Source organism: Bowmanella yangjiangensis (assembly GCF_017255015.1).
GTDB classification, from domain to species: domain Bacteria; phylum Pseudomonadota; class Gammaproteobacteria; order Enterobacterales; family Alteromonadaceae; genus Bowmanella; species Bowmanella yangjiangensis.
In genome coordinates this window covers 1-326 of sequence record NZ_JAFKCS010000809.1, presented here as the reverse complement: position 1 = coordinate 326, position 326 = coordinate 1, and the positions used below count along the sequence as shown (strand labels likewise).

Here is a 326-nt window from a genome sequence, read left to right as displayed (position 1 = left end):
GACCTGGAGCTGGTGCGAGTACTCGAGGACGTCGTCAGCGTGCTGGTGGAGCGTGGTGTCATTCGCTACACGGACCTGCCTGAAGCGGCGCGCCAGAAGCTCGACCAGCGTGCCATCGCCCGTGCCGAGATCGAAGGTCTCAGCGGCCTGCTCGGCGACGACGAGCACCATCTGGTCTGATTCCCGGCCCCGCAGCGCACGAGGGCCATGCCGCTGCGTCTGATCGGGGCGCCGGTCTCTAGCGATCGCTCCAGGGGGTGGGCGCACCGATCAGTCGGCCCATGGCCCCGTGGATGCCAAGTTCCGCCAGCACCGCGAGCTCTCCC

1 protein-coding gene is annotated in these 326 nt (G+C 68.7%); it reads left to right on the top strand.

Translation table 11 applies throughout. The annotated features are described in order from the left end of the window. The coding region (locus J0A65_RS26785; protein ID WP_232850175.1) for a hypothetical protein at positions 1 to 180 on the top strand (180 nt) is incomplete at its 5' end. Between the last annotated feature and the right edge of the window lie 146 nt (positions 181 to 326).